General features: G+C 63.1%; 21 protein-coding genes. 15 read left to right on the top strand and 6 right to left on the bottom strand.

The window, feature by feature from the left end:
* Position 1 precedes the first annotated feature (1 nt).
* Entirely contained in the window at positions 2–2,221 is a 2,220-nt protein-coding gene (locus M653_RS0103145; protein WP_027141980.1) for a 3-hydroxyacyl-CoA dehydrogenase NAD-binding domain-containing protein, read from the top strand.
* 9 nt (positions 2,222–2,230) lie between these two features.
* Positions 2,231–2,773: a thioesterase family protein gene (locus M653_RS0103140; protein ID WP_027141979.1), complete on the top strand. Its 543-nt coding sequence runs from the start codon at positions 2,231–2,233 to the stop codon at positions 2,771–2,773.
* Positions 2,774–2,796: 23 nt separating this feature from the next.
* Here M653_RS0103140 and M653_RS1000000137535 read toward each other — a convergent pair whose 3' ends face one another.
* Positions 2,797–3,123 carry a hypothetical protein gene (locus tag M653_RS1000000137535; protein ID WP_245262048.1) on the bottom strand — a complete coding sequence of 109 codons (327 nt, stop codon included), beginning with the start codon at positions 3,121–3,123 and terminating at the stop codon, positions 2,797–2,799.
* The gene (locus M653_RS1000000134270; RefSeq protein ID WP_245262047.1) at positions 3,090–4,442 is read right to left on the bottom strand and encodes a hypothetical protein; all 1,353 of its coding nucleotides are present in this window, start codon (positions 4,440–4,442) and stop codon (positions 3,090–3,092) included. Before M653_RS1000000134270 ends, M653_RS1000000137535 begins: the two co-directional genes overlap by 34 nt.
* A 282-nt stretch (positions 4,443–4,724) precedes the next feature.
* On the opposite strand from M653_RS1000000134270, the gene M653_RS0103130 reads away from it, so the two are divergent.
* On the top strand, positions 4,725–5,360 hold the full coding sequence (locus M653_RS0103130) for a helix-turn-helix transcriptional regulator (RefSeq protein ID WP_027141978.1): 636 nt from the start codon (positions 4,725–4,727) through the stop codon (positions 5,358–5,360).
* A gap of 9 nt (positions 5,361–5,369) precedes the next feature.
* Positions 5,370–6,221: a hypothetical protein gene (locus M653_RS0103125; protein ID WP_027141977.1), complete on the top strand. Its 852-nt coding sequence runs from the start codon at positions 5,370–5,372 to the stop codon at positions 6,219–6,221.
* Here the strand turns inward: M653_RS0103125 and M653_RS0103120 are convergent.
* Positions 6,187–7,833 carry a lysine--tRNA ligase gene (locus M653_RS0103120; RefSeq protein ID WP_027141976.1) on the bottom strand — a complete coding sequence of 549 codons (1,647 nt, stop codon included), beginning with the start codon at positions 7,831–7,833 and terminating at the stop codon, positions 6,187–6,189. The genes M653_RS0103125 and M653_RS0103120 overlap by 35 nt on opposite strands.
* A 158-nt stretch (positions 7,834–7,991) precedes the next feature.
* Between M653_RS0103120 and M653_RS0103115 the strand changes: the two genes are divergently transcribed.
* The gene (locus M653_RS0103115) at positions 7,992–8,405 is read left to right on the top strand and encodes a tellurite resistance TerB family protein (protein WP_027141975.1); all 414 of its coding nucleotides are present in this window, start codon (positions 7,992–7,994) and stop codon (positions 8,403–8,405) included.
* Between the two features lie 114 nt (positions 8,406–8,519).
* Here M653_RS0103115 and M653_RS0103110 read toward each other — a convergent pair whose 3' ends face one another.
* Positions 8,520–9,344, bottom strand: coding sequence for a transporter substrate-binding domain-containing protein (locus M653_RS0103110; protein ID WP_245262051.1), 825 nt, complete (start codon positions 9,342–9,344; stop codon positions 8,520–8,522).
* A gap of 285 nt (positions 9,345–9,629) precedes the next feature.
* Here M653_RS0103110 and M653_RS0103105 point away from each other — a divergent pair, with 285 nt between their 5' ends.
* From M653_RS0103105 to M653_RS0103095, 3 genes are all read left to right on the top strand, one after another.
* Positions 9,630–10,361: a LuxR family transcriptional regulator gene (locus M653_RS0103105; RefSeq protein WP_027141973.1), complete on the top strand. Its 732-nt coding sequence runs from the start codon at positions 9,630–9,632 to the stop codon at positions 10,359–10,361.
* 98 nt (positions 10,362–10,459) lie between these two features.
* Entirely contained in the window at positions 10,460–11,098 is a 639-nt protein-coding gene (locus tag M653_RS0103100) for an acyl-homoserine-lactone synthase (RefSeq protein ID WP_027141972.1), read from the top strand.
* Positions 11,095–11,844: an enoyl-CoA hydratase-related protein gene (locus M653_RS0103095; protein ID WP_027141971.1), complete on the top strand. Its 750-nt coding sequence runs from the start codon at positions 11,095–11,097 to the stop codon at positions 11,842–11,844. Before M653_RS0103100 ends, M653_RS0103095 begins: the two co-directional genes overlap by 4 nt.
* A 168-nt stretch (positions 11,845–12,012) precedes the next feature.
* Here M653_RS0103095 and ppk2 read toward each other — a convergent pair whose 3' ends face one another.
* Positions 12,013–12,921 (bottom strand): polyphosphate kinase 2, encoded by a 909-nt coding sequence (gene ppk2, locus M653_RS0103090; protein ID WP_027141970.1) that lies wholly within the window; start codon positions 12,919–12,921, stop codon positions 12,013–12,015.
* A 156-nt stretch (positions 12,922–13,077) separates the two neighbouring features.
* Here ppk2 and M653_RS0103085 point away from each other — a divergent pair, with 156 nt between their 5' ends.
* The 3 genes from M653_RS0103085 (at position 13,078) to M653_RS0103075 (ending at position 16,290) form a co-directional block, all read left to right on the top strand.
* On the top strand, positions 13,078–14,343 hold the full coding sequence (locus M653_RS0103085) for an ATP-binding protein (RefSeq protein WP_027141969.1): 1,266 nt from the start codon (positions 13,078–13,080) through the stop codon (positions 14,341–14,343).
* 116 nt (positions 14,344–14,459) lie between these two features.
* Entirely contained in the window at positions 14,460–15,185 is a 726-nt protein-coding gene (gene phoU / locus M653_RS0103080; protein ID WP_027141968.1) for a phosphate signaling complex protein PhoU, read from the top strand.
* Between the two features lie 97 nt (positions 15,186–15,282).
* A complete protein-coding gene (locus tag M653_RS0103075; RefSeq protein ID WP_027141967.1) occupies positions 15,283–16,290 on the top strand; it encodes a magnesium and cobalt transport protein CorA in 1,008 nt (335 codons plus the stop codon).
* A gap of 138 nt (positions 16,291–16,428) precedes the next feature.
* Here the strand turns inward: M653_RS0103075 and M653_RS0103070 are convergent, their stop codons facing one another.
* Positions 16,429–16,947 carry a GcrA family cell cycle regulator gene (locus M653_RS0103070; protein WP_027141966.1) on the bottom strand — a complete coding sequence of 173 codons (519 nt, stop codon included), beginning with the start codon at positions 16,945–16,947 and terminating at the stop codon, positions 16,429–16,431.
* Positions 16,948–17,303: 356 nt separating this feature from the next.
* Here M653_RS0103070 and M653_RS0103065 point away from each other — a divergent pair, with 356 nt between their 5' ends.
* The 4 genes from M653_RS0103065 to M653_RS01000000131995 all read left to right on the top strand — a co-directional run.
* Entirely contained in the window at positions 17,304–18,503 is a 1,200-nt protein-coding gene (locus M653_RS0103065) for an aspartate aminotransferase family protein (protein ID WP_027141965.1), read from the top strand.
* A gap of 16 nt (positions 18,504–18,519) precedes the next feature.
* Complete coding sequence (argF, locus tag M653_RS0103060; protein ID WP_027141964.1) at positions 18,520–19,431, top strand: ornithine carbamoyltransferase; 912 nt, start codon at positions 18,520–18,522, stop codon at positions 19,429–19,431.
* Positions 19,432–19,560: 129 nt separating this feature from the next.
* Positions 19,561–20,592: an Hsp33 family molecular chaperone gene (locus M653_RS0103055; RefSeq protein WP_027141963.1), complete on the top strand. Its 1,032-nt coding sequence runs from the start codon at positions 19,561–19,563 to the stop codon at positions 20,590–20,592.
* Between the two features lie 115 nt (positions 20,593–20,707).
* Positions 20,708–21,062: transposase family protein (locus tag M653_RS01000000131995; protein ID WP_032934961.1), on the top strand; the 355-nt coding region annotated here is incomplete at its 3' end.

Genomic DNA, 21,062 nt, shown 5'->3' with positions numbered 1-21,062 from the left:
GATGAGCTACACCAATTTCACCCTCGACATCGACGCCGATGGCATCGCGCTGGTCACCTGGAACAGCCCGGACCGCTCGATGAACGTCTTCACCGAAGCGGTGATGCGCGAGTTGAACGCCATCGTGGACAAGGTGGCCGGCGATGCCGCCATCAAAGGCGCGGTGATCACCTCCGGCAAGGACACTTTCTCCGGTGGCGCCGACATCACCTTGCTGCAGAGGATGCTGACCAGCTTCGCCACTGACAAGGCCAGGGACGTCGAAAAGGCGACCAGGGCGCTGTTCGACAATGCCGGCATCATGACCGGCCTGTTCCGTAAGCTGGAAACCTGCGGCAAGCCATGGGTATCGGCAATCAACGGCACCTGCATGGGCGGCGCCTTCGAAATGTCGCTCGCCTGCCATGGCCGCGTCGCCGCCGACTCCGACAAGGTCAAGATGGCGCTCCCCGAGGTCAAGATCGGCATCTTCCCCGGTGCCGGCGGCACCCAGCGCGTGCCGCGGCTGACCGACCAGCAACAGGCGTTGCAGATGCTGACCTCCGGCCAGACCCTATCGCCGCAGAAGGCGAAGGCGATGGGCCTGATCCACGAGATCGCCGAACCGGCGAAGCTGATCGAGACCGCGAAGGCGATGATCAGGAACGGCCTCAAGCCGGTGGCGCCGTGGGACGAGAAGGGTTTCAAGCTGCCTGGCGGGCCGATCTATTCGGCGGCCGGCGCCAATCTGTGGCCGCCGGCCATCGCCATCCTGCGTCGCGAGACCCATGGCAATTACCCGGCCGCCGCCGCGATCCTGAAATGCGTCTATGAGGGCCTGCTGGTGCCCTTCGACACCGCGCTCAGGATCGAGCAGCGCTATTTCACCGAGATCATGCAGAGCAAGGAAGCGGCGGCGATGATCCGCTCGCTGTTCGTGTCGCTGCAGGAGCTGAACAAGGGCGCGCGCCGTCCGGCCGGCGTGCCGGACACCAGGTTCAAGAAGATCGGTATCCTCGGCGCCGGCTTCATGGGCGCGGGCATCGCCTATGTCACCGCCAAGGCCGGCATTCCGGTGGTGCTGCTCGACCGGGATATGGAGGCGGCCGCAAAGGGCAAGGCGCATTCCGACAGCCTGATCTCGGATCAGGTCAAGAAGGGCCGCGCCAAGCCCGAGGAGAAGGACAAGTTCCTGTCGCTGATCACGCCGACGGCAGACTATGCCGACCTCGCCGGCTGCGATCTCGTGGTGGAAGCCGTGTTCGAGGATTCAGCCGTCAAGAAGAACGCCACCGAACAGGCGGAGGCCGTGCTGAAGTCGTCGGCGATCTTTGCCTCCAACACTTCGACCATTCCGATCACCGGCCTGGCCAGGAATTCGGCGCGGCCGAAGAATTTCATCGGCATCCACTTCTTCTCACCGGTCGACAAGATGCTGCTGGTCGAGATCATCCTCGGCAAGAAGACCGGCGACAAGGCGCTGGCGACCGCGATCGACTTCGTGCGCGCCATCAAGAAGACGCCGATCGTCGTCAACGACACGCGCGGCTTCTATGTCAACCGCTGCGTGCTGCGCTATATGTCGGAAGCCTACAAGATGCTGATCGAAGGCGTGCCCGCGCCGATGATCGAGAATGCGGCGAAGGCCGCCGGCATGCCGGTCGGTCCCTTGGCGCTGACCGACGAGACGGCCATCGACCTTGCTCAGAAGATCATGAAGCAGACCATCGGGGATCTCGGCGACAAGGCCGTCGACCCCAGGCAGATGGCGCTGATCAACACCATGGTCGACGACCACGGCCGCCTCGGCCGCAAGAACGGCAAGGGCTTTTACGACTATCCGGCCAAGCCCGCGAAGAAGAAGCTGTGGCCGGGGTTGAAGGACCTCTATCCGCAGCTCGCGGCCGAGAAGGTCGACTATGAGGAGCTGCAGCGGCGCCTGCTGGTCACCATCGCGCTCGAAGCGGCACGCGTGATGGAAGAGGGTATCGTCACCGACCCGCGCGAGGCCGATGTCGGGTCGATCCTGGCCTTCGGCTTCGCGCCCTATACCGGTGGCGCGCTGTCCTACATCGACGGGATCGGCACCAAGCAATTCGTCAAGATCGCCAAGGGCCTGCAGAAGAAGTATGGCGCCGAGTTCAAGGCGCCCAAGCTGCTCATCGACATGGCCGAGAAAGGTGAGACCTTCTACGAACGCTTCGGTCCCTATGCCAAGGGCGATGTGAAGCAGGCAGCCTGACACAGCGTCATGTACGTCTGGGCGCGCATGGCGCGCATGCTGGCCACGGCGCGCAGGCGTGGTCCCTATCTCATGGGCGGCGAAGGCCGGCTGGCCTTTCGCTGCCTGCCGACCGACATCGACTTCAACATCCATCTCAACAATGCGCGCTACATGATGCTGGCCGACCTTGGCCGCATCGACCTGTTCGTCCGCGCCGGCCTCATCACGCTGGCGAGGAAGAATGGCTGGGCGCCGATGATGGGCGGGTTGCAGGCCGTCTACGCCCGCGAGATCCGGCTGTGGCGCCGCTTCGAAGTGGTGTCCTCGATCGAGACCTGGGAAGGCACCCAGGTCATCGGCAAGCACCGCTTCGTCCTCGACAATGGCGAGACGGCCGCCCTGATCCTGACGACGGCCGGCGTCTATGACCGCAAGGCGCGCCGCTTCCTCGACATTGACGAGGTAGTCGCCGCACTTGGCCGTTCCGCCACGCTACGTCCGCTCACCGAAGCCGAGCGAACGTTCATGACCTCGCACCGGAACCTGCGCGATCAGGCCAAACGAACCTGATCGCGCTCCGAAGCCGGTATTCGTCACGCCGCCGCACTGAACAGGAAATCTGTCACCTCGTCTGAAAAGACCATCGTACGATCCTCGAAGACGACATTCCGCGTGCCATTCGGGTCCGGCCGTCCGCTCGGCATCCCATGCGCCACGAGCGCCTCGGCGCAACCAAGCCAGTCGCCGTTCGCCTCCGGTTCATTGACCGAACCCCATCCCAGCGTTCCGCGCACGTCGCCGCCGAAACCATGCTGTTCGTTCCAGTTGGCGCCGTTTTCGAGCAGGAAGCGGGTGAGGTCGGCGTGGCGGCGAAACACGGCGTGGTTCAGCGCGGAGGCATCCCAATCGCCGCCGCGCACGGCGATCGGCCAACCGGACCGACCATGGCTCTCACCGCCTCGGTGCAGCCTTGCGCGGCAAGCTCCGGCAGCAGGCGCAACTGCGTGTCCGACAGCGAGTGGGGCAAGTCCGGGTGCTGGGCCTTTATCCGCCGAGCCGTCGCCTCGTCGCCCGCGGCACACGCGGCGATGAACTGCTCGTCATCGGGAAGCGGTCCATTGTCTGCCCATCGCCGCAGTAGCGCGGCGACATCGGTCAGCCCAAAGCGCAGGGCGATCAGATAGGCACTCGCCCCGTCGGGCGTGCGAACCGCAGCATCGGCACCGGCGGCAAGCAGCGCTTCGATGTGGGCGGCAGAGCGCCGCCGCCGGAGCGCCCACAAAAGCGGCCTGCCCCAGTCGGATGTCGGCTGGCTTGTGGCGCCTTCGTTCGGATTGGCATCGGGTGCCGCGAGCAGCAGGCGCAGCGCCTCGATGCTGTCGAGGTCAAGAACGCGATAGAGCGCATTGGAGCCGGTGACGCGCGCGCCCGCGGCAAGCAGCAGCCGGGTGCAGTCCGGATTTTCGAGCGAGTGATAAAGCGACTCGCCGTCGTTCGGATTGGCGCCGGCGTCGAGCAGCAGCTTTGTCAGCACGGGATCGTAGTTCTGACCGGCAGCGCCGTAGAGCGCGGACAGCGGGAACTGTTCCGAGGGCTTTTCCACGGACGCCGGCGGCCAACGGCTGCCGACGGCCTGGTCTGGTTCGGCACCTGCTTCGAGCAGCAGCTCGGCACAGGCATGAAGCGGTTCGCGAAAGCGTGGCAGTCGGAGAAGACTGGAATGCGCCACCGCCACCAGCGGCGGCAAGTTGAGCGGACCGCCCGGGCGATTGATCCATCCTGGGTCCCGCTCCGTGAAGCCGCGCAGGATGGCTTCATTGCCAACAGCGCAGGCGAGATAAGGATCGCCTGCAACGAGATCCGGATGCTCCTCGACCATCCGCGCGGCGGCGGCCGGGCTTGCCCGGTTCGTACCGCCGCTGATGTCGCCGGCATAGACGAGGCCCATCCAATTGCGGATCGAGCCGGCACGGTCGGTTCGGTAAGCGCGCTGCGCCGCGACGAAGCTGCTCATGTCCGACCAGGACGGGAACCCATAGTCCCGCGCAAGGCAGGACTGGGCATCATGAAGACGCAAGGCGAGACTCTTGATCGCCTGGTCGGACTTGCCCATGGCTGCCGGCAGGACATTTCGAAGGCGCTCGAGCGCATCCGGATCGCCGCGTTTGTAGTCCGCGAGCAATTCCTTTGCTTGCTTCTTCAACAGATCGAGATTGGGCCGGTTGGGGAGCTGTTTCATAAAAACCTCCGTGCGTGAAGTGCCGAAGGTCCGCAAATCGGCAGCACAAAGGTTTGGCTACAAGCTCATCAAGACAAGTGGGTTCAACCCTTCCCGCGGACCCGGATACGGCTTGCACCGCAGGCTGAACATAGGGCCATCCTCCCGCGGCGGTCAATAAGGATACGACCTTTGTCACGAGCGGCCGCACTGCCGGCGATCCGTCATCGAAACGGTGGACAACCAACTGGTCGCGGGTTAGACAGGCAAGGCATTTTTTCCTGTTTCGAAGGAGAGCACGTCATGCTCTCGCACGACCGCGTCTGGGCTGCCATCGATGCTCTTGCCGAGCGCTATTCGCTTTCGGCTTCGGGTCTGGCAAGGCGCGCGGGACTTGATTCGACCGCCTTCAACAAATCGAAACGCCTCTCGTCTGATGGCCGGCCGCGCTGGCCTTCGACCGAATCGCTGGCCAAGATCATCGAGGCCACGGGCGCTTCGCTGGACGAATTCACGGGACTGATCGAAGGCCGGGGCGCATCGCCCGCCAGCCGGCGCGCCGTGCCGTTGCTCGGCTTTGCCCAGGCAGGCGCTGGCGGCTTCTTCGACGATGCCGGCTTTCCCGCCGGGCAGGGCTGGGATCTCGTCGAATTGCCTGCGCAATCGACCGAGAGTTCCTATGCGCTGCAGGTGCAAGGGGATTCCATGCTGCCGCTCTACCGCAACGGTGACGTGCTCATCGTCGAGCCGGGCGCCGCCACCCGCAAGGGCGATCGCGTCGTCGTCAAGACCACGTCAGGCGAGGTGATGGCCAAGGTGCTCGAACGCCAGACCATTAAGTCGATCGCGCTGGTCTCGCTCAACCCGGAGCATCCGGACCGCGACATCCCCATGCGCGAGGTCGAATGGGTGGCGCGGATCGTCTGGGCAAGCCAATAGGTGCAGCGGGTGCGACTTCCTCATCTTGTCCTGGCGGTTCTGATGGTTCCGATGATGGCGGCGCTGGTCGTTGCCGGCGGACGCACTCTGAAAGGCAGCGCAAGCACTGTTGCGGTGGATCAGATCGATCCCGGCGCCGAGACGATCCCGCGGGCTGACACCGGGACGCTACCAGAAGAACCTGCCACCTCAGCCATACCTGCTCCGCAGCCGCCAAAACCGGCGGCGCATTCGCGGGCGATCGATCCGCAGGTCGTCGCGCCGCCGGAACTGCCCGCCGGAGAGCTAGAGCGGGTCGAGCCGCGCGAGCCGTTGAGCAAGCTGGCGCTCGCCGTGCCGCCCAAGCCGAAGATGCCCGACGACTGGAACGGCACAAAGCTGTTCCAGCCGGTCGCGCCGGCCGCCGGCCTGATCGAGGCGAAAGGCTATTCGATCGCCGTTTCCGGCATCGATGTCGTCGGGCAGGACGAGACCTGCACCACCGATGGCAAATCCTGGCCGTGCGGTGTCCGTGCCCGCACGGCGTTCCGCGCCTTCCTGCGCGGTCGCGCCGTGGTCTGCACGGTGCCGCCGGAAGGTGGTCGCGACCGGATCGCGGCGGAGTGCCGGATCGGCAAGCAGGATGTCGGTCAATGGCTGGTCGAAAACGGCTGGGCGCGCGCCGCCAAGGGCGGGCCCTATGTGGAAGCGGGTGACAAAGCACAAAGCGCTAAGAAAGGCATTTTCGGATCGGCGCCGAACCTTGCCGGCATCTCGGCGGCGCCGGCCGCACCCGCCCCGGCGCCTCAGGCGCCGGGTTCGATCCTGGAAGAGGACGGCGGCGTCCTCAAGCCAGCTGACCAGCCAACGCCTTCTGAATGAGCGAGCGGGTCTCGGTGACGCCGTAGAGGGCGGCGAAGGATCCGAAGCGTGGGCCGCGTTCCTGGCCGATCAGCACCTGATAGATCATCTGGAAGAAGGCGCCTGAAACGCCGGGGCCGCCTTCAGGGCTCTGCTTGGAATGATCCTGGTAGCGTTCGATCTTGCGCGCCACGTTGAGCGAAGCGTTCTGGATCGCTTCGCCGCTGGCGCCCGCCGGCAAGTCGCCAAGAGCCTTTTCGAGAGCCAGCAGCGCTTCGCGCTCGACCTCGTCGGCCGGTCGAAAGGTCTTCGTCGGCTTCACGAAATCGTCGAAATAGCGGATCGCATAGCCCGTCAGCCGGTCGAGCTCGGGATGGGTGGCAGGCGTCACGCCCTGCACGTGGCGCGAGATGAAGCCCCACAGCACGTCCTTGTTCTGCGCATTGGAGGCGCTGACCAGGTTGAGCAGCAACGAGAAGGGCACCGGCATGTCGATGGCGGGCGGATTGCCGTCATGCATATGCCAGACCGGGTTGCCCAGCCGCTCCTTCCAGTCCTGACGCGGGTATGCGGCGAGGAAGGTGTAATATTCGTCCACGGCCCGCGGGATGACGTCGAAATAGAGCTTTTTGGCCTGCCGCGGCCGCTGGTACATGTAGAGCCCCAGGCTCTCGGTCGGCGCATAGGTCAGCCATTCGTCGATCGTCAGGCCATTGCCCTTCGACTTGGAGATCTTCTGGCCGTTCTCGTCGAGGAACAGCTCGTAGACGAAATGCTCCGGCGCCCGCCCGCCCAGGATGTTGCAGATGCGGTCATAGACCACCGCATTGGTCTGGTGATCCTTGCCGAACATCTCGAAGTCGACGCCGAGGGCCGCCCAGCGCATGCCGAAATCCGGCTTCCACTGCAGCTTCACCCTGCCGCCGGTGACCGGCAGCGTGGTTTCGGTGCCTTCATCGTCGAAGGTGATGGTGCCGGCCTTGGCGTCCACATGCTTCATGGGAACGTAGAGCACGCGCCCGCTCTTCGGCGAGATCGGCAGGAAGGGGCTGTAGGTCGCCTGCCGCTCCGGCCCGAGCGTCGGCAGCATGACCGCCATGATCTGGTCGTAGCGTTCGGCGGCGCGCAACAGCATCGCATCGAAACGGCCGGTCTTGTAGTACTGCGTCGCGCTGGCGAATTCATAGTCGAAGCCGAACGTGTCGAGGAAGCGGCAGAGCATCGCATTGTTGTGATCGGCGAAGCTCGCATAGTCGCCGTCAAACGGATTGGGCACCGACGACAGCGGCTTGTGCAGATACGGCTCGAGCGCCGCGCGATCCGGCACGCTGTCGGGTATCTTGCGCATGCCGTCCATGTCGTCCGAAAAACACAGCAGCTTGGTCGCGACCTTGTCCTGCGTCAGCACGCGGAACGCATGACGCACCATCGATGTGCGCGCCACTTCGCCGAACGTGCCGATATGCGGCAGGCCCGACGGTCCATAGCCGGTTTCGAACAGGATCGATTCTGGAAAATTGGCGCCCTTGTAGCGTTCGAGGATCTTTTTGGCTTCCTCGAACGGCCATGCCTTGCTCTCGACCGCGGCCGTCAGCAGTTCGGGATTGAGATCGATGATGTTTGATCCCGCCATGGTCCTGTTTTCCAAAATTATTCGCCGCTCTGGCTGCAAGTGTCGATTTTCAACCGGTCTCTAGGCGCGCGTGGCCGGAGCGTCAACGCGTGGGGCGCTTTTTCCTTGCGGCCTCGGGCTCACCTTCCTACCTTCGGAACCCGTTCAAGGAGTAAAGAATGCCGTCGCCCACCCCTCACGAAGCCCTGATCTATCTTATGGTCATCACGTCGGCCTCCGACCGGGACATGACCGACGTCGAACTGGCCAGGATCGGCGATGTCGTCCGCTCGTGGCCGGTGTTCGAGGATTTCAGGCAGGACCGGCTGGTTGCCGTGGCCCAGGCCTGCCAGAAGATGCTGCATGAGAAGGATGGGCTGGAAGGTGTCCTGACCCAGGTTGCGGAGGCGCTGCCGGAGCGGTTGCGCGACACTGCCTACGCAGCCGCCTTCGAAGTCGCCGCCGTCGATCTGGAGATGCGGCTGGAAGAGGTGCGCGTGCTGCAGCTGATCCGTCGTCAGCTCGATCTCGACACGTTGACCGTCGCTGCGATCGGCCGTGCGGCGAAGGCAAGGCTTCGCACGCTCACCTGACATCGGCCTGAACAAGGACTGTTGAGATTCAGGTCAGGCCGGCATCACCTGAATATCAGCAGTCCTAGAAAGAGCCGGCCGGGAACCGGATCAGAAAAAACTGACCGGACCGGATCAGAAAAAACTGACCGGGAAATAGCGCAGGTAGAATTCGGCGAAGGTGCCTTTCATCGAAATCTCCTGCAACGCGTAGTCGAGTGCCGCAGCCAGTGCCGGATTGTCCGCTCGCGTCGCGATGGCCATGCCGGTGCCCAGATATTCGGGCGCCAGGTAGGGGCCGCCGGCAAAGCGGCAGCAGCCGGCGGCATCGGAGCCGCCCAGCCAGAACGCGAATCGCATGCCGTCGCCGAAGGCGGCGTCGATCTTGCCGGCCTTGAGGTCGCCGTAGAGGGCTTCCGGTCTGTCGAAGGGGACGACCTGGACCGTGCCGAAATAGTCGCGCAGCATGCGTTCATGCGCCGAACCTGATATCACGCCGACGCGCTTGCCGTGCAGTTTATCGAAGATCGGTTCCGCCAGCGCCTTGTTTTTCGGCATGATGAAGCGCGCCGGAAATTGCAGGTAGGCGCGCGAGAAGGCGTATGTCTGTCGCGACTGCGGCGTTGCGGCAATGCCGGCGATGATCGCTTCCCCTTCGCCTTTCTCGAGCGCGCCTTGAAGTTCCGCCCAGGGCAAGGCCTGGATCTGGCACTTGTCGACGATATCGAGTTCCGCGCAGATGGCGCGCGCCAGGTCGATATGGAAACCGGACAGCTTTCCCGAACCATCGAGGAAATTGAAAGGTGGAAAATCCGTGGTCGTCAGGAACCGCAGCCGCGGCAGTGCCGAAAGGTCTGGCTTGGGCAGCCGCTCCTTGGCGTCCCATAGCACCGGTACCTGCGGCTCCGCCGCGCGCGCTCCGGGAACCAAAACCAGTGCCGCGATGAGCGCCGCTGCCAGGACCTGGAACCTCCATTGGAACGCCACGATAGAACTCCCCGCACCGTGCTCGTGCCGGTTTTGGTATGAAAATGGTACAGGCACAATGCTTTTTGATTTCAACGCTTCGATTTCGGGATATGATTTGGTGGGTTTGCACACAGCGGTGGCTGCCCTGGTGGGGGTACCAGGGTCGAGAACCACAACCGGAAGCGGGCGCTTTGCAATTCCTGGTCGGTGGCGAAGTGCCGGCATGGCGTGGACCATGGGCTTCAATGCATAAGGCAACATGGGGTTGATGTTGCGATGAGTCAGTTCGATCGGACGCTGGAATACATGGACCAGCTGCAGCACGCCGCAACGGCGGCCGCGGTCTGCGAGAAGCTGTTAGGCGTAACATCGGAGTTCGGCCTGACCGCGCTGATGGCCGGAACCGTTCCGCGGCCGGGCACGCCGACGGGGCAGCAAAAGCAGCATGTGCTGCTTTGCGACTGGCCGGTCGAATGGCTCGAGCGCTATGTGACGCGTAACTATGTCGATCACGATCCCGTCGTCAGTCACATGAAACAGTTGCAGGCGCCGTTCCAGTGGCGGGAAGCCGCCCAGGGCGTTCGCATCGACAAGAGCAGTGGCGAAGTAATGGGTGACGCCGGCGCCTTCAAGCTGCGCGACGGGCTGGCCTTCCCGCTGATCACGCTCGATGGCGAAATCGTCATGGTGTCGCTGGGTGGCGAGGCCGTGGAACTGTCGGCGGCCGAGTTCGGCCTGGTCTCGCTGGTCTCGACCTATGCCATTGGCCGCGCCATGCAGCTTCACACCATGGCGGCCACGACAATCGATCATATCGAACTGACGCCGCGCGAACGCGAGTGCCTGCAATGGGCCGCGGTCGGCAAGTCCGAATGGGAGATTTCGCAAATCCTCGGCATCTCCGAACACACGTCGGAGAAACATCTTCTTAACGCCAAAAGCAAACTCGGCGCCGTCAACCGGGTGCAGGCAGTCGCCGAGGCGATAAGGCGCGGATACATTAGCTAGGTCGGCCGTGCAGGCCTAGAACTTCTTGCCTACGTGATCACGCAATTTTCGCATCGAAGCACGGCCGTATCTTCCCCTGAAACACAGGAGATTACGGAATGCTTTTTTGTCTTTCGACCAAGGAATTGATGGAACGCCCCGACCTCTGGGAGGCCGTCCATCGGCTGCGCTACCGGATATTCGTCGAGGAAATGGGATGGGAGGACCTGCGGCGCCCCGACGGTTTTGAGGTCGACCAGTTCGATCATGACGAGGCGGTGCATCAGATCGTCATCAGGGGCGATGAAGTCGCGGGCTATCAGAGGATGTTGCCGACCACACGGCCGCATCTGCTGACCGAGGTGTTGACCGATCTCTCCGAAGGAACGCCGCCGGCGGGCCCCAACATCTGGGAGTTGACCCGCTATGCGGTGGCTCCGGGTTTTCGCGATGGCCGGCGCGGCGTCTCGACCGTCGGCACGGAATTGATAGCGGGCTTCGTCGAGTGGGGTCTCAAGCGCGGCGTCGACAAGGTCATCATCGAGTTCGAGCCGATGTGGGTGCTGCGCGCATTGCAACTGCACTTCCTGGCGACGCCGCTGGGCTATCAGCGCACCTATGGCAACCAGCAGGTCGTGGCGACGCTGCTCACCTTCAACGAGCACACGCTGGACGTGGTGCGTTCGCGCCGCAATCATCATGCACCCGTCCTGGCCAGGGGATATCCCGACATGTTCGGCCAAAGGAGGGCGTCATGAACGCGCACCCGCAACCCGAACTGCGCAACCATGCGCTGATCGTCACCGTGTCGTCGAATGACGGCCGGCCGGTGCTTGACAGGAGGGCCTATGAGAGCCTTGCCAGGACGTTTCATGAAGCCGCCGAGAACGACGAGGTGCGGGTCGTCGTGCTGCGCGGCCTGGCGGGCTGCTTCTGTCTTGGCGGCGACTTTTCCGAATTCCTGGACGCCACCAAGCATCAGAAGCTGATCGCCGCCGTCACCGACATGTTCCGCATGCTGGCAACGTTTCCAAAGCCCATCCTGGCCTGTGTCGACGGCGATGCCGTCGGGGTCGGCTGCACCATCCTGTTCCATTGCGACATGGTAATTGCGTCAGAAAAAAGCACGTTCCGGGTGCCGTTCGTCGATTTCGGCCTGGTGCCCGACGCGGCGACCAGCATCCTGGCGCCGCAGAAGCTCGGCTATGCCGGTGCCTTCCGCTTCTTCTGCCTCGGCGACACGCTTCGTGCCGAAGATGCCAGGGCGCTCGGCCTAGTCGCCGAGATCGTCCCGGAAGGCAGCGTCGAGGAGGCGACGCTCGGCCGGGCCAGGCAGCTGGCCAAAAAGCCGGTTGCGGCGTTGCTGCAGACGCGCGGCCTGCTCAAGGGCAACACCACCGCGCTTTGCGAGCGCATCGATGAGGAGATATCGCTGTTCCAGCAGGCGCTGCAGGACGATGCCACGCTGCGACGGTTGCAGCGGATCGCACGCCTGGCGGCCTAATGCATGTCGCCCGGAAGTGTCCTCGGTTCCGGGATAACGACATGCATAAAATCAGAAGCTTACAGCAGGTCTGGCGAATCCCATTCGCCGCGACATGCTGTAGAGCCGGATCAAGGGCGCTCATCAATGGCGCCGCGCCGCCTTTGGCTGCGCGGCGCCAAAAAGGCGTCAGTCCTGCTTGCCCAGGAATGATGGCCCTTCGCCGATGATCTTCCTGTCTTCCTTCCCGATGATATCGAGATCGCGCCCCTCATAGGGCAGCGACAGGAGGATGCGACGCATTACTGCCAGACGCGCGCGTCGCTTGTCGTTGGCCCGCACGATGATCCATGGCGCGAACTCCTTGTGGGTGCGCTCGAACATACTGTCGCGCGCCTTGGTGTAATCGTCCCACTTGGTGATGCCGGCAATGTCGATCGGCGAGAACTTCCAGCTCTTGAGGGGGCTGTAGCGGCGATCGTGAAAGCGCTCGAGCTGCGTCTCCTGGCCGATGTTCAGCCAGAATTTGAAGAAATGGATGCCGTCATTGACGATCATTCGTTCGAAATGCGGCGTCTCGTCGAGAAACTTCTCGTGCTGTTCTGGGGTGCAAAAACCCATCACCGGTTCGACGCCGGCGCGGTTGTACCATGAGCGGTCGAAGGTGACGAATTCGCCCGACGTCGGGAAATGGTCGGCATAGCGCTGATAATACCATTGCCCCAGCTCCGTCGGGGTTGGCTTGGTCAGCGCGACGTTGCGCGCCGTGCGCGGGTTGAGGTACTGGCGCAGCACGAAGATCGTGCCGCCCTTGCCGGCGGCGTCACGCCCCTCAAACAGCGCCATCGCCCGCTTGCCGGTCGCCTGCAGCCATGCTTGCGCTTTGACCAGCTCGATCTGCAATTGCTCGAGTGTCTCGTCGTACTCCTCGGCTTTCATCTTCTTGTCGTAGGGATACCCGCCCGCGGTCAGCTTGTTCTCCTCGACCCAGTCCGGAAGCTCGGGATTCTCGATATCGAACTCCCGTTCCTTGCCGCCGATCCGGATTTTCAGCGGACCTGAAGTTGGCGTGGCGGAATTTTCCTTGGCCTTACTCATGCAGACGAACCCTTTTAAGTGTCTGGACTCATGCTATTGGGAGCCACTACAGCGCAGCGCGTCCATTTGGGCGCGCAAAGGACGCTGTAGCACTTTTGATTTGCGGTCCAGCGGAAGTTTTCGCCGCCGTGTGACCGGTGGAGGCTGGGCGCGCGAATGACTGACCTGGGTGCAGAGCAGAAAGGCATGGGGCAAGCGATCGCCGCCCGGCTGTGGACCAGCCACCGGCTGCTCGCGGCCGGTGTCGTGGCGGTCCTGATCGCCTATGGCTTCGCGGGTATTTCCGCCTACGTGCTGGTACCGGCGCTGCTCCTGCTGCTGGCGGCGGCACTATTGCCGGTTACAGCTGCGCGCCATTCCGCCGAGAGCGCCGGGGCAATCGAAGCGATGGGCTTGCAGCGCCTGTCCGGCGAATATCTCGCGGCCGCCGTCGCCGATCCGCTCATCATCTTCGACCAGGCCGCCACCATCGTCCACGCCAACGCCGCCGCTTTTGCCGCCTTTGGCGGCATCGCGCCCGGCATATCGCTGCCGCTGAAATTCCGGGCGCCGGAAATGCAGGCGCTGCTGGACAGTGTTCTGTCGGGCACCGTCGCCTCGGATGTTGTCGACTATACCGAGAAACTTCCCGTCGAACGGGCCTACCGGGTCAGCGCGTCCTCGGTCGGGCATGGCACCGATCTCTATGTGCTGGTCTTCAAGGACCAGAGCGAGGCACGGCGCATAGACCGCATGCGCGCCGACTTCATCGCCAATGCTAGTCACGAGTTGCGCACCCCGCTGGCCTCGATCGCTGGCTTCATCGAAACGCTGCGCGGACCGGCCCGCAACGATCCGGCGGCGCGCGAGCAGTTCCTCCAGATCATGCAGAACCAGACCGGCCGCATGGCGCGACTGATCGATGATCTCCTGTCGCTGTCGCGGCTGGAGATGAAGCCCTATCTGAAGCCGGGAACCGAAGTCGATCTGCGCCAGACCGTCGACAGCGTCATCGATTCGCTCGGACCGCTCGCCCGAGAAAACAATGTCGCCATCGAACGCGATTTCGCCGAGGGGTCGCTCGATGTGCCGGGTGATCGCGACGAGTTGTTCCAGGTCTTCGAGAACCTTTTGGAAAATGCCTGCAAATACGGCCGGTCGGGCGGCCGCGTCGTGGTGTCGATCGCGCGCGGCGATGACGGTTCCGAACCAGGCATCGACGTGACGATCAGGGATTTTGGCCCCGGCATTCCCGAGGAGCATATCCCGCGCATCACCGAGCGCTTCTATCGCATCGATGTCGAGACCAGCCGGACCCAGAAAGGCACGGGACTTGGCTTGTCGATCGTCAAGCACATCCTGACGCGTCACAATGCCAGGCTGACGATCAAGTCCGAGGTCGGCAAGGGCGCCGCCTTCTCGGTCCATTTGCCGGCGCACTGATACTGCCCTAGTTTCCCACTGGACCGTTTCTTTTTTCTGTCATCCGGTTAGCGTATCAGCGGGGATTCGAGGAAACGACTCAAGATCAAGACACCCCGTGGGAAGGCATTTCGTCCATGCAGTCCGTTCACACAATGAGCGCCTTTGACGAGGAACTGAAATATCTCGCCAAGCGCATCGCCGCGATGGGCGGCCATGCCGAGCGCATGGTCGAGCAGGCGGTCGCCGCCTTGGTCAATGCCGATCCGGGATTGGCCCAGAAGGTCATTCGCGACGACATCGTGCTGGATGAGGGGCAGCGTGAGATCGACGACAAGGCGATCATCATCATCGCCAAGCGCCAGCCGATGGCGACGGACCTGCGCGAGATCGTCGGCGCCATCCGCATTTCGGCCGACCTCGAGCGGGTCGGCGACCTCGGAAAGAACGTTGCCAAACGGGTGGTCGCCGTCACCGACGGCCGTCAGCCGATCAGCCTTTTCCGCGGCCTGGAGGCGTTGGCCAACCTGGCGCTGACCCAGCTGAAGGAGGTCCTCGACGTCTATGCGTCGCGTTCGGTCGACAAGATCGGCTTCGTGCGCGACCGTGACGACCAGATCGATGCCATGTACACGTCGCTGTTTCGCGAATTGCTGACCTACATGATGGAAGATCCGCGCAACATCACGCCCTGTACGCATCTGCTGTTCTGCGCCAAGAACATCGAGCGTATCGGCGATCACGCCACCAACATCGCCGAGACCATCTACTACATCGTCACCGGCGACCAGATGCCGGCCGAGCGGCCGAAGAGCGACAAGACGGACAAGATCGGCCTCCCCGCGGCGCTGCCGGTGAAGTGAACGCACGTCCTCTCGAACGCTTGATCATATTGCGCTAAACTATCCCGAGATAAGCTTGCCGGTTCCCTAGGAAAGGCAACGCTTTCGGGAGGCCGCGATGGAATATGTCCGGGAATTCAAGCCCTCGCCGCCGACATCGGGCATCATCGCCTGCGGTGTCTACACCGCTGGGCACCGTATCGCCGATATTCCCATCGAGGAAGCCGGCGATTGGGCCAAGAAATCGGGACATGTCGTCTGGATCGGGCTGCTTGAACCCGACCGCGAACTTTTGTTGCGCGTCAAGGCGCAGTTTCATCTGCATGAGCTGGCGATCGAGGATGCCGAGCACCCGCACCAGCGGCCAAAGATCGAGCAATATGGCGATGCGCTGTTCATCGTCGCTCGCACGGCGCAATTGATCGAAGGGCGCGTCACCTTCGGCGAGACGCATCTGTTTGTCGGCTCAGGCTACATCGTCAGCGTCAGGCACGGCCCTTCCACATCCTATGCCGCCGTGCGCCAGCACTGGGAAAGCTGCCCGCATTCACTGGCCAAGGGCGAGGATTTCGTCCTCTACGCCATTCTGGACTTCATCGTCGACAACTACATGCCCGTGCTCGAGCAGATCGAGGATGAGGTCGAGGCGATCGAGGACAAGGTCCTGCTGAAGCCGATGACCGGCCCCGATATTGAACGCCTCTACATGCTGCGCCGTGACCTCCTGCGCCTGCGCAACGCGGCATTGCCCCTGGTGGAAGTCTGTCGCCGGCTGACCAGCGCCGAGCTGCCACAGATCCATTCGGCCATGCACCCGCTGTTCCGCGACGTGACGGATCATATCCGTACCGTCCAGGAGAAGATCGACAGCCTGCGCGAGGTGCTGGCCTTCGCCTTCGAGGCCAGTCTTCTGGTCGGTCAAAGCCAGGAAACGGCGATCTCCAAGAAACTCGCCTCCTGGGCGGCCATCCTGGCGGTGCCAACCGCATTCGCGGGCATCTACGGCATGAACTTTACCGACATGCCGGAGCTGAAGATGGAATATGGCTACCCGATGGTGCTGGCCATGATCGCGCTGATCTGCTGCTTCCTGTACTGGCGGTTCAGGAAGAATGGGTGGCTGTAAAAGAGCGAATAGCGAATAGCGAATAGCGAATAGGGAATAAGGGAAAAACCGCATTGCCCCTCGCGGAAGCTCAGCCACTGTCTATTCGCTATTCGCTATTCGCTATTCGCTATTCGCTATTCGCTATTCGCTATTCGCTCAGCGATTCCGCCGCCGCTCCGCCGCTGGCTGGAACGCCACGCGGGCATGGTATTTGCAGTAGGGACCGGTTTCGGCGGCTTCGTTGCCGCAGAAATTGAAGTCCTCCGAAAGCGGATCGCCGTTCGGCCATTTGCAGGTGCGCTCGGTCAGTTCGACGAGCTGCAGATGCCGTGAGATCGGTACCACGACGTTCTCGACCGGGCGGATATAGTGCCTTGCCACGGGTTCGGCGTCGAATTGCGTCTGAAGGGCCGTCGCGCCGATCGAAGTCGTGACATGGCGTGCCGTGCTCGCGGCGCGCGCCACCGACTTCTGGACGGAGGAGCCTTGCGATGCCTTTTTCTGGCGTGCCGGCGTGGCCGTTGCGCGGCCACGGCCCGACAGCTTCAGCCGGTGCACCTTGCCGATGACCGCGTTGCGGCTGACCCCTCCAAGCTGCGCAGCAATCTGGCTTGCGCTCAGACCCTCCGACCACAGTTTTCTCAAGAGTTCTACCCGCTCGTCAGTCCAGTTCATGACCGCGCTCCTTATAAGCGTGCGGCAATCAGAATCCATTCCCGACCCAGCACACCTGCTGGGGCAGACACCACATATATCTGGTGATTAGGTCCGCCGCACGAAATCTAGTTATTTCTCGACTACAACTACTCTATGCGCTGACTCGGTGACAAGAGTCCCAAGTGCAACACGAATCGGTTTTTTCGGTTTTCCCCAACTTGCCCGGTCGCTCATGAGCCGGCGTTGCGTCAGGGGGCTTGCCGCGCGCCACTACGCGACGTTTTCGTTGACTTCATGGCCGAAAAACACGATAAGCCGCAGAAGGCCGCCGCTTTGGCGGCTTTTTTGATTTTCCGGTACCGGAGACGCATATAATGAGCGGTTCGGCGCTTTACGAGACCTTTGCTCGCGCACCCCTGGCCTTCGACCATGGGGAAGGCACCTGGCTGGTTACCGACAAGGGCGAGCGATATCTCGATTTCGCCGGCGGTATCGCGGTCAATTCGCTTGGCCACGGTCATCCGCATCTGGTCGCGGCCCTCACCGAACAGGCGGCGAAACTCTGGCACGTCTCCAATCTCTATGAAATCCCGGGGCAGAGCAGGCTTGGCGAGCGTCTGGCTGATGCCACCTTCGCCGACAAGGTGTTCTTCACCAATTCCGGCGCCGAGGCGCTGGAATGCGCGATCAAGACGGCGCGGCGCTACCACTTCGTCAAGGGCCATCCCGAGCGCTTCCGCGTCATCACCTTCGAAGGCGCCTTCCACGGCCGCACGCTGGCGACCATCGCGGCTGGCGGCCAGTACAAATACCTCGAAGGCTTCGGACCCAAGGTCGAAGGCTTCGACCAGGTCGGTTTCGACGACATCGACGCCGCTGAAAAGGCGATCACGCCGGAGACCGCCGCGATCCTGATCGAGCCGGTGCAAGGCGAGGGCGGTATCCGTCCGGTGCCCACACAGTCGCTGAAGCGGCTGCGGCAGCTCTGCGAACAGCACGGTCTGTTGTTGATCTATGACGAGGTCCAGTGCGGCATCGGCCGTACCGGCAAGCTGTTCGCGCATGAGTGGTCGGGTGTGACGCCCGACATCATGGCAATCGCCAAGGGCATTGGCGGCGGTTTCCCGATGGGCGCCTGCCTTGCCACCGACGAGGCGGCCGTCGGCATGACCGCCGGCGTGCACGGCACCACATTCGGCGGTAATCCGCTGGCGATGGCGGTCGGCAACGCCGTGCTCGACGTGGTGCTGGAAGATGGTTTTCTCGAGGATGTCCAGCGCAAGGCGCTGCTGATGAAGCAGGGGCTTGCGTCAATAGCTGACGAATTCCCCGAAATTGTCGAGAATATCAGGGGCACCGGGCTGATGCTCGGCCTCAAATGCGCGATGCCCAACGGCAAGGTGAACATGGCGCTGCGCGACCAGCATTTGCTGGCCGTTCCGGCCGGCGACAACGTCATTCGCCTGCTGCCACCGCTCACCGTCACCGATGCCGAGATTCACGAAGCGCTCAACCGCATCCGCGCTGGCGCCAAGGGCCTGTCGGAGGCCATGGCCTCCGCCGCTGCGAAGTAATCCGGAACCATTCCTGATGTCAGTCCGCCATTTCACTGATCTTTCCACCGTTTCCGAAGGCGATTTGCGCTTCATGCTGGATGACGCGGTGACGCGAAAGGCGCGTCTCAAGGCCGGTGAACGGACCAAGCCGCTCGAAGGCAAGGTGCTGGCGATGATCTTCGACAAACCATCGACGCGCACGCGCGTTTCTTTCGACGTCGGCATGCGCCAGCTTGGCGGCGAGACCATCATGTTGACCGGCACTGAGATGCAGCTAGGCCGCTCCGAGACCATCGCCGATACCGCCAAGGTGCTGTCGCGCTACGTCGATGCGATCATGATCCGCACCACCTCGCATGAGCGGCTGCTGGAGCTGACCGAGAACGCGACCGTTCCGGTGATCAACGGCCTGACCGACGATACCCATCCCTGCCAGCTGATGGCCGACATCATGACTTTCGAGGAGCATCGCGGGCCGGTGGCTGGCAAGACGATCGCCTGGACCGGCGACGGCAACAATGTGCTGCACTCGCTGCTCGAGGCCTCGGCCCGGTTCCGCTTCAATCTCAACGTCGCCGTGCCCGAAGGCAGCGAACCGGCGCAGAAGCATATCGACTGGTCCAAGGCGCATGGCGGCAAGCTGCATTTCACCCGCTCGCCCGAGGAAGCCGTCGACCAGGCCGACTGCATCGTCACCGACTGCTGGGTGTCGATGGGCCAGGAACACCGTGCTCGCGGCCACAATATCTTCTCGCCCTATCAGGTCAACGCAGCGCTGATGGCCAGGGCAAAGCCCGATGCCCTGTTCATGCATTGCCTGCCGGCCCATCGCGGCGAGGAGGTGACCGACGAGGTCATCGACGGGCCGCATTCGGTGGTGTTCGACGAGGCCGAGAACCGGCTCCACGCCCAGAAGGCCGTGCTCGCCTGGTGCCTCGGTGCTTGAAGTGTCTCGGTGCTTGATGTGTCTGGGCGCCTGAAGTGTCCAGGCGCTTGATCTGCGGGGGCGCGATGCCTATCTGCGCCGCATCACGCAAATCAAGCGCGTTTGGACGCATGTGCCCACCAGGGCCGCATGGCCGCGCCCTGGAGCTTTGTCATGTTGGAAAGCCATCAAGTGACTGAACATCACCCCAAACTCGGCGAGTTCGGTTACGCCGGCGACGACCACGTCGTTCCCTTCGAAGTCGGTCCGCTCGACGTGCGTGGCCGCACGGTCCAGCTCGGGCCGATGCTCGACGCCATCCTTGGCCGCCACGACTATCCCGAGCCGGTCGCCCGCCTGCTGGCGGAAGCCTGTGTGCTGACGGTGCTGCTCGGCACCTCGCTCAAGTTCGAAGGCAAGTTCATCCTGCAGACCCGTACCGATGGGCCTGTCGACATGCTGGTCGCGGACTTTTCCACGCCCTCGGCGCTGCGCGCCTATGCGCGTTTCGACGCCGACCGGCTGGAGGCACTGATCGCGGCCGGCGAGACCTCGCAGCAAACGTTGCTTGGCAGCGGCGTGCTGGCACTGACCATCGACCAGGGCGCCCATACGCAGCGCTATCAGGGTATCGTCCAGCTCGACGGCGAGACGCTGGAAGAGGCGGCGCGCACCTATTTCCGCCAGTCGGAACAGATCCCGACCGACCTCAGGCTCTCGGTCGCCAAGCTGCTGACGCCCGGTGTCGGCGGTGCGCGCGAGCAGTGGCGCGCCGGCGGTATCCTTGCGCAGTTCCTGCCGCAATCGCCCGAGCGCATGCGCATTCCGGACCTGCCGGGTGGGGATGGCGATCCGCGCGAGGAGATCCATGATCCCACGGACAATTCCTGGCAGGAGTTGCTGGCCTTGCTCGGCACCATCGAGCCGACCGAATTGATCGACCCGACCATCGGCGCCGAGCGGCTGCTCTACCGCCTGTTCCACGAGCATGGCGTGCGCGTCTTCGGCGGCGTTCCCGTCGCCGACCAGTGCTCATGCTCCAGGGACAAGATCCGCGGCATCCTCGAGGGCTTCTCCGCGCAGGAGATCAAGGACAGCACCGAGGATGGCGGCATCCACGTCGCCTGCGAGTTCTGCTCGACGCAGTACGACTTCGATCCGGCGGAATTTGCGGCTCAGTGAGCTATCTTTCCTTCTCCCCGTTCACGGCAGGGGAATCGCATATGACGTTTTGGGAGTTGAAATTGGTCTGAGAAGGGATTCTTTGGGAAGGCAGTCCAACGAAGGATCGACTGCCATGTCCTGCCTTGAGAGCTATTTCGGCGCGGTNCCTGACCCGCGCGCGGCCAACGCCACGCACCGGCTTGGCGATTTGATCGTGATGATGGTTGCGGCAAGCCTGTGCGGCGCGACCAATGCGACGGAGTTTTCGTTGTTCGCNCAAGAGCGCAAGCAGGCGCTGTCGCGGTTGATCGCCTATGAGGAGGCGCCCAGCCATGACACCTTCTCGCGGCTGCTGCGCTTGCTCGACCCAGAGGCCTTCGGGCGCGCCTTCGCCGCCTTTGCCGCAGGCTTTGCCCAGGCATGCCAGGGCGTGGTCTCGCTCGACGGCAAGGCGCTGCGGCGGGCTTATGAGAAGGGCCTTGTAGCCA

The sequence above is a fragment of the Mesorhizobium sp. WSM3626 genome, assembly GCF_000513935.1.
Classification (GTDB): Bacteria; Pseudomonadota; Alphaproteobacteria; order Rhizobiales; family Rhizobiaceae; genus Mesorhizobium; species Mesorhizobium salmacidum.
Note: the sequence above shows the minus strand (reverse complement) of the source record. Positions and strands in the feature narration are given on the sequence as shown.